Annotated in this window: 8 protein-coding genes; 6 read left to right on the top strand and 2 right to left on the bottom strand. The window is 38.5% G+C overall.

Features of this window, described 5'->3' with window-relative positions; translation table 11 throughout:
• The 3 genes from ON09_RS20755 to ON09_RS20745 all read left to right on the top strand — a co-directional run.
• Nucleotides 1-315 (top strand): hypothetical protein (locus tag ON09_RS20755; RefSeq protein WP_010602990.1); only part of this gene is annotated, 315 nt, incomplete at its 5' end.
• 1 nt (nt 316) lies between these two features.
• The gene (locus ON09_RS20750) at nt 317-1318 is read left to right on the top strand and encodes an SPFH domain-containing protein (RefSeq protein WP_010602989.1); all 1002 of its coding nucleotides are present in this window, start codon (nt 317-319) and stop codon (nt 1316-1318) included.
• A gap of 9 nt (nt 1319-1327) precedes the next feature.
• Nucleotides 1328-1567: a hypothetical protein gene (locus tag ON09_RS20745; protein ID WP_010602988.1), complete on the top strand. Its 240-nt coding sequence runs from the start codon at nt 1328-1330 to the stop codon at nt 1565-1567.
• A 94-nt stretch (nt 1568-1661) separates the two neighbouring features.
• Here ON09_RS20745 and ON09_RS24525 read toward each other — a convergent pair whose 3' ends face one another.
• Nucleotides 1662-2252, bottom strand: a complete 591-nt coding sequence (locus ON09_RS24525) for a hypothetical protein (RefSeq protein ID WP_010602987.1) — start codon at nt 2250-2252, stop codon at nt 1662-1664.
• Nucleotides 2253-2536: 284 nt separating this feature from the next.
• Between ON09_RS24525 and ON09_RS20735 the strand changes: the two genes are divergently transcribed.
• Together ON09_RS20735 and ON09_RS20730 are read left to right on the top strand one after the other, a co-directional pair.
• The gene (locus ON09_RS20735) at nt 2537-3388 is read left to right on the top strand and encodes a hypothetical protein (protein WP_010602986.1); all 852 of its coding nucleotides are present in this window, start codon (nt 2537-2539) and stop codon (nt 3386-3388) included.
• 397 nt (nt 3389-3785) lie between these two features.
• Nucleotides 3786-4445: a hypothetical protein gene (locus ON09_RS20730; RefSeq protein ID WP_010602985.1), complete on the top strand. Its 660-nt coding sequence runs from the start codon at nt 3786-3788 to the stop codon at nt 4443-4445.
• A 365-nt stretch (nt 4446-4810) separates the two neighbouring features.
• On the opposite strand, the gene ON09_RS20725 is transcribed toward ON09_RS20730, so the two are convergent.
• On the bottom strand, nt 4811-5449 hold the full coding sequence (locus ON09_RS20725) for a hypothetical protein (RefSeq protein ID WP_010602984.1): 639 nt from the start codon (nt 5447-5449) through the stop codon (nt 4811-4813).
• 962 nt (nt 5450-6411) lie between these two features.
• Here ON09_RS20725 and ON09_RS20720 point away from each other — a divergent pair.
• On the top strand, nt 6412-8316 hold a 1905-nt coding region (locus ON09_RS20720), incomplete at its 3' end, for a PAS domain-containing protein (protein WP_039843058.1).

Here is an 8316-nt window from a genome sequence, read left to right as displayed (position 1 = left end):
ACGTACACACTTGTGATCAGCTATAAAGATCTCACCCCTGGAAGATCCTACTATTCTCCGGAAATACTATATTATGATAACCATTATGTGCTCATCATGTTTAAGGCAACAGCAGGAGCAAGTTCAAATACCATTATCCAATGCCTTTCTGTGCCCGATGGAAAGATCATGTTTAGCATGCCAGTAGACAGAAAAAGATCAATAGCTCACACCGCTTATCATTATAAAAACGGTTTTGTGCTGGAAACTTATGAGGCGATGTATATCACTGATATGAAGGGAAAAATAATTAAGGAATTTAAAATAATCAATTAACATGGGTATCGGGAGCTTTTTTAGAGATCAACTCTCCAAAATTATTGAATGGAAAGATCAGCCATCAGATATATTGGTCTGGAAATTCCCCTCTGTAAATGACGAGATCAAGAACGCCAGTAAACTTATTGTTTCGCCCGGTCAGGGCGCTATTCTGGTTTATGAGGGTAAGGTTGTGGATCATCTGAGTGAAGTGGGTTTATTTGACCTGGAAACCGATAACCACCCTTTTCTGACCACACTTTTAAACTTGCGCACCAATTTTGAAAGTGAGCATAAGTTGAAAATCTGGTTTTACCGCACAGCAGAAACCACAAATCAAGGTTGGGGCACGCCCCAAATGATCAAATATATGGATCCGTTTTACAAAATCCCGGTGGAACTGGGTGCAAACGGTTCGTTTTCATTTGTAATTTCCAACCCGCTTTATCTGTTTTCCAATGTAATCGGTGCAAAAGACACTTATACAGTAGCGGAAGCAAGGCAGCTGCTTCAAAACCGCTTTCCGGAACACCTTTCGTCTGTGCTTGCGCAAAGCAGTATATCTTATCAGCAAATTGACGCGCAGTTACCCGCATTATCTCGTCTTATAAAAGAGCAGCTTACTTCAGAAATGAACAACCTGGGTTTTGAGCTGACTGATTTTAAACTAAACGGAACTGTTTTTGACCAATCTACGAAAGAACGTATCGGCAAGGTTGCCGATATTACTGCAGAAACCATGGCAGCAGGGGAGGGCGGCCTGAGTTATGTAGAAATGGAGAAATTAAAAGCCCTGCGTGATGCTGCCCGCAACGAGGGAGGGCTGGCAGGTGCAGGCTTACAGTTCGGCGTAGGGATGGATTTGGGTAAAACTTTCAACGCGGCAAAAGACGAAACGTCAGTTAAAAATGACTCAGACCCAGTTGCCAGACTGAAGATGTTAAAATCTTTGCTCGACGAGGGTATCATTACACAGGAAGAATTTGCCGCAAAAAAGAAAGAGTGGCTCGATAAACTTTAACTGAAAATTATGAAAAGATTGATTGGATTATTTGCCGTCGTGATTTCACTGGCCTTTATAGTTGTATTGATTTTACGTCTCTGGAATATAGAGATGCTGAGCTTGCAGACAATTCTCCGAAGCAGTTTTACGCTGATCGTTCTGGGTATATCCGCACTATTGCTCATCATTATTTATGGTGCTTTTTTCCGCAACAGCCAGGCTGGTTTTGATGAGAAAAAAGGGAATCATGCACATCCGAAATCTTAAATACCGACGGTGCCGTGGATTTTAATTTTCAGGTATAGATGCCTGACATATGAGTTCTATAATATTTAACTCCTTATATTGGGCAACCAATTCTTTAATGGTCTTTATAGATATCAAATTTTTCAAATGGCACATTTCCAAAGTTTTTGACAGTCTGGACTTCTGATACGGATTTATCCGGCGCAGTGGCATCAAAATACTCATGTCCATCTTTATGTAAAAGCCATTTCTTGGTTGCAGCATTAAACTTGAATGTAATAATCCTTGTCCACCGCTGAGCGGACCCGCCGTAATGTTCTACCGAAAAGTATCCATTTTTAATGACTACCCCAGTAAAAGGGTCGCCCATTTGTCCCCCGCAATCCACACAATAAACTGTATTATCACTTCGGCTAGCCACTTTGTAGGTATTCTCAGCCTGACCAAGCAAAATCAACAAGGGTCTTTTTTCGGGATGACTAATAACGTCGGATGTTCTTTCTTCACCTTTTTTATAAAGTACCATTACCGCATCAGAATAAGCATCTCTGTTCAGATCGCCTTTGGTAATATTAAGGACCTGATAACCTTTTAGAACAAATTGTTTCATATTGGCAGGAATGGAAACTGCTAATTTAGGCGTTTGCGCAAGGATTGATAAACCGGTAATAGTGAATAAAAACAGGTAAAGGAATTTGGATCGCATAAGTAAATACAGGTATGAATTTGTTGCAGTATGAAACGTTTGTTACGATGAAATGTTTGATCGTCAACTGGGTTGCTGCACAAACCTTCTCTGATATTTTCTGTTTAAGAATAATTAAATGTTAACCTCATGTCACTAAAAACTCTGGCCAAAACCAGTTGGAAGATTGAACCTAATCGCGTCATTATCTATCCTTCAGGCGTGTTTTACATCTTTGTGACCATAATATCCCTTTTGGAATTGGTCTGCTTTATCTATATATGTATTACCAAAATGCCTCTTTTATGGAATCATTGCCTATCTTAATGCTCATACTATTGATAGTTGTACTGTTTTGGGGAGCAGCAAACACTTACATAGTGTTCGATAATCACCAGGGCCGTATGCGTAAACTGTTCATGGGGTTTCTTCCTGTTAAGAATATACAATTTTCCGAACTCTATGGTATAGATCTGGTGAGCGGTATGACTAATGGTAGTTACCATTATAGCCTGTACCGAAAAAATGCACGTTATGGAAAAGGTATCATAGTATCATCGGCCTATACCCGCAATGATGATCCAAATGCCCTGGCCTTTACTCGAGAGGCTGTGCCAATTATCCATGGCTACCTTGATCAATACGATACCTCTGGTGATTTTGTTGCCGAACCTATTACATCTTATAAATACTTTAGTCAGGAAGCTGGTATGTACGTTGTAAAAAGTAATAAAACCGGTGCACTCCTGGCAGGTATAATTCTAATTGGGCTGGGTTTGTGGTTATTAACCATACCCGCTGATAGTGTTTTAGCAATGGTATTCAGCATTGGTCTGTTATTTCTTTTTGGTGCCGTATTTATTAATGCTGCATTTACCAAACTGATCTTCGATCCCCATGCAGGGACGGTAAGGCGTACTGGTCTTTTTAGCTTCTTGCACAAAGAATATAATTTTCAAAACTTTTCAGGTATTCAAACCATACGGCACACCGTAAACCTGATTTATGTGAGGACCTCGGTTAATCTCATCTTCGCCTTACCGGAAAAGAACAATAAGGAAATCCCTTTTACCATCGCTTCGCTTTTTAGGGAAAAAAGCATCGACCGGTTCATTAAGGAGTTTTATAGTGTAATGGATAAAGCTAAAAAAAGGTAATACTACCACTTGGGTCGCTTACCGTTAATGAGATAGTAAGGAAGATAGGATCATAAGCTGCATTGACCATCAGCATAAGCTGTTTTTTTCTTGCTCCTTGGTTTTATCACACCGTACCTGCGCAGAACTTCAGGTAACCCGGCAACTTTAGAAAGTATGATTTTTCTTTTTCGTTATTTGCGCTGAGTTTCTATGAGTTAGCGCTGCCCATCTACAAGGTTAACCACTATTGAAAATAATGCTGATTAAATTATTAATTCTACTGGATAATATGCAGCTTATTTGTAGGTAAGCCTTATCGGATTGAATAGCATAAATAACAAACAAAGTGAGTATTTAGTTGTTGTAGACCATATAATAACCGAATATATTAATTATCACCCTATTAGTTGAAAAAATGAAAAAGCTTTTAATTTGCGCCCTTATTATTATGGCCTCAAATTTTTATGTACATGCACAAACAAGTGCAGATGTTGTGAAAGTTTTGGAAGAAAAATATGGTTGGGCAAGGGCGAAGGTAATTGAAGAAACAGTAACCTTGAATGGTCCTGCTGAAATGTATACACGAATCTTATCCGATAAACGCGCTTTTGATATTTCAACTTTCTCTTATTTGAGTGTATATCTAGGTAAATATTTTGATAAGGTTTATGGTACAGATATTTTAAATTCTGCTGAAAAAACTTCAGTAAATACCTCTGCTGAACAAAGATCTGCATGCGCTAAAGAAATTGCTAAAATCAAAGGGAAATTACATATTATATTAAATGGTAAGGATACCAAGCTAACAGATAATGGTTATGAACTTGCCATGACGACCCTTACAACAATTGGTGAATTTTTAAATCCTGAAAGAGGGCCGGGCGTAGCAGGGGGATGGAGACCGGTAGGAAGCAGAATTTTGATAACCATTAATACCGTGAATAAAACCGGTCAACCTGTAGTGAAATGGAACAAAGAACTTACCAGCTGTACCATTGATCTGCCAATCGTTGGTGATACAAATTATTCCAACATCATCATAGAGGGCTTGAAAAAAGGTGGCAAGATTAAGTAGGGCAAACTTGTTGAACCTTTGATGATGATGAACATGAAATTTTTTGCCATTATTAAGCTCCACTGCTAATGTTTTTGGTAAGTATAAATATTTCCTGCCGGAATCAATAATTAGAAAGGGCGTTATTTGATGCGCCTTAATGTAAAATACGTGTGCCAATAGCAATTCTAATCCATCGGTAATGATTTTCATATTTAAGAATTAACCCACCTATATGCGGTTAGTAATTTTAAATCTTTTAAAGGCAGGGAATATAAACAATAAAATGCTTGTAGGAATCGCTTCCAAAGGTTAACCGGATATTTGAACTTACCACGCTGATGCTAGCTAGTAACCATTTGATATCTGATGAAATCATACGGCTATTAACCAGCAAATAATATTTTATCAAACACCAAATGATTAGTTTTGGTAATTTTGAAAAAGTATATAGTCGCTGATTCCCCCTCACTCATATCCTCTCCATTTTCATCTTTCCACCCTGAGAACATGAGTGATAATTGTAATGAGCTTGTTTTTCTATCATAATTCGCAATCATATGCACACCTCGATCTTGTATTATGGTTTTTGGTGTGGTGAACTCACCATGTTTATATAGTTGCTCCGCATCGACATTTAGAAGGCTTTTCACAAACCCATCGTTAAAGAGATATCTGTGATTCTTTTCCAAATCTTCGCCGGTGAATGTATGTGGGGTAATTTCCTGACGTTTACCTTGATCCATGTTATCATAAATCGCCTCCCAAATCTGGGCGGTATCGGCGAATACAGGAAATTTGAAAAAGGTTTTCATTTTAGCTACATCCTGTTTATGAATCGCATCTCTGAAACTTTCAAAGTCATCTATATAAGTAACAACGTTTGTAGGTGTTGGCATGGAAGCCTTTTTGGTAGTGGCATCCTTTTCAGTTGAATGGCTATTGTCTTTATGCTCGTTGCAGGAGTTCAACAATAATGTGGCGAGAAATGCTACTAAAAGCTGATTTAAAATTGTACTTTTCATAGATATCAATTAAGAGTACGTAGTTAACAATTAAGTGGATAAATATGTTCAAATAAATATGCGCTAAAATCTAGCCAATGTAGTAGGAGTTACAAGGATAGGGGGCTTCGTCACTTTTTTTGTAATAGATATTCATGACTGGTAAAAAGCGACTGGTATCCGCTATGGGGTAACTCGGTGTGGACACTATCACTCTATATTATGCACTTTTTAGGTTTCATCAAAAGTGATGAGGAAAAGGATATGGAAAAATGTATTTCAGTCCAAAGTATGCAGCTGGATGTTGTTTGTAGAATAGGGGGATTTTCAAATGAACCTAAACTTAATAATGATAAAAAATCGTTTATCTGAGGTAACAGAATCTAGAAATCCCTATACTTCTTGAAATAATGAAACCATTAATCAGTCAGATAATGGGCTAAACAAAAGTATAGTTTTTGCTATGATAGAAGTTGATACCGAAACACTTAGAATATACAAATCATCATTTTTGTATATGTGTATTACACGTCTGAACCGATTTTTGAATATAAAGACGACTGAATTTGGAAATTCACTAATCAGGGCTGTCTCACTCTGACAATCAACAGAATATTCTATATGGAGGAGGTTAGTGCAGATTTTGAAATCAAGGAAGTAGGTAACCGCCTCCGCAAATAGATGTTTACTAACCTCATATAAATCATGTTGGGGCCGCTAAACAGATTTAGGATAAGTAAATCATTAATCTATTAACCAAAATCAGTTTGAGTTTTTCTGCTTCTGCACTATTTGTACAGCCTTAATCTATGCAAGAAACAAAATAATTTTAAGTGAATTCAAAATAAGGGAAAAATAACCGCTTGGGAGTTTTGGGCATTCCTGATGTTGTTCAAGAGGGTAAATGTATATGGTCAATAATTTCCTAAATATTTTAGGAAATGTTATTTTTGATACCTATTTTCAAGTCGAATCCGCTGTTAATGAACAATCTCCTATCCGCTATGGGCAATCCCGCATTGCTCGAAATTTTAAATCAATCCACCCAGGCTACAGCAATTTATATTGGCCCAGATTTGGTTATACAGCTCGCCAGTGAAGATATGCTCAAATTCTGGGGAAAGGATGAATCTGTGATGGGTAAAAAATTCGAAGACGCTTTGCCAGAACTTGAAGACCAGCCCTTTGCAACATTACTCAAAAAGGTCTGGAATTCGGGACAATCCTATATCGGAAAAGATATGGAAGCGACGCTGGAAATTAATGGTGAATTAATAAGTTCTTATTTTGATTTTATTTACAAGCCCGTTTTCGATTCTCAAGGAAATATATTCTGCATCCTGCATACCGCTTCCGATGTGACAGATCGAGTGAATGCGTGGCAGCTGGTAAGGGATAAAGAGCAGCGTGAACAACAAATTATTGAGGAACTCGCGACTGCGAATGAGGAATACCAGGCCACCAACGAAGAACTTGCGGAAGCCAATGAGCAGCTTTCAAAAATTCATAGACAATTAATCTACACAGAAAACAGGATGCAGCAACTCGTGAGCTCATCACCAGTGGGCTTGACACTGTTGAAAGGGAAAGATATGGTGATCGAGACCGCTAACCCTGAAATGCTCAAAATTTGGGGCCATCAACATGAGGAAGTTATCGGAAAACCAATGCTTGAGGTATTTCCATTGCTAAAAGATCAGATTTTTTCCACGCAACTTGACAAAGTATTCTCTTCGGCAGAAAGAATTTCCCTACAAGAGGTATTGGATTCATCAAGACAGGATCAACAGAGCCAACCTAAGTATCTCAGCGTAGACTTTATTCCGATACTTGATCCGGAAGGTAAAGTTGATGCCATCATGGCCACCGTTCAAGATACAAGCGAGCAGATCAGGGCAAAACTTGCTTTGCAGGAAAGTGAACAGAAGTTGCAGGAATACAATGAGGAACTTGCTGTGTTAAATGAAGAATTGCAAACTACCAATGAAGAGCTGAGTGTAATGAATGAAGAGTATACTTCAACCAATGAGCAGCTCGAAGAGTTCAATCAGATGATTAGGGCACTCAATCTTCAATTGAAAGAAAAAAACATTCGTTTGAACAATTCAAACTCAGATTATAAAAAAGTAAATTCAGAATTAATTGAAGCAAACAGTAGTCTTAAACGAACCAATATTGAATTAAAGGTGCTTTATGATGAGGTAAATAAACTTAACACCAAGTTATACGATAGTGAAACTGGTTTTAAGAACCTCATCGCTCAGGCACCTGTCGCCATTCTGTTGGTCAAAGGTGAAGACTTTATTGTCACCATGATCAACTCACCCATGCTTGAGTTAATTGGAAAGGACGAAAGTATTATCGGAAAACCGCTGTTTAAGGAAATTCCTGAACTGGTTGGTCAGGACGCTGCAAAAAAGCTCATTGAAACTTACCAGGATGGGCAACCACGTGCGGAATCATCCAGTCCGGTAAGCCTTATGCGGGATGGTATACTCACTCAAGGCTTTTTTAATTTCAGTTATGCACCTTACATGGAAGATGGTAAGGTAACAGGTGTAATTGATATGGCACTTGAAGTAACCACCCAGGTATTAGCCATTCGAGAACGTGATCGCACAATACAGGAAAAAACAGTATTAGAGGAAACGCTTAGGGATAGTGAGCAGAGATTACAAGGAATACTGGAGACTATGGCCGAAGGTGTTGGTATTATAGATGTTCATGGAAAGTTGGTATATGCCAACCCGATGGCGCAACAGATTCTTGGCCTTACATTAAGTGAAATTGAAGACCGCACATATGATGATCCGTGTTGGCAAAACCTTCGCCTCGATGGGACACCGCTTCCACAGGAGGAACATCCTATGTCAATTATGATGTCTACC

The organism is Pedobacter agri PB92, from assembly GCF_000258495.1.
Lineage (GTDB): Bacteria > Bacteroidota > Bacteroidia > Sphingobacteriales > Sphingobacteriaceae > Pedobacter > Pedobacter agri.
Note: the sequence above shows the minus strand (reverse complement) of the source record. Positions and strands in the feature narration are given on the sequence as shown.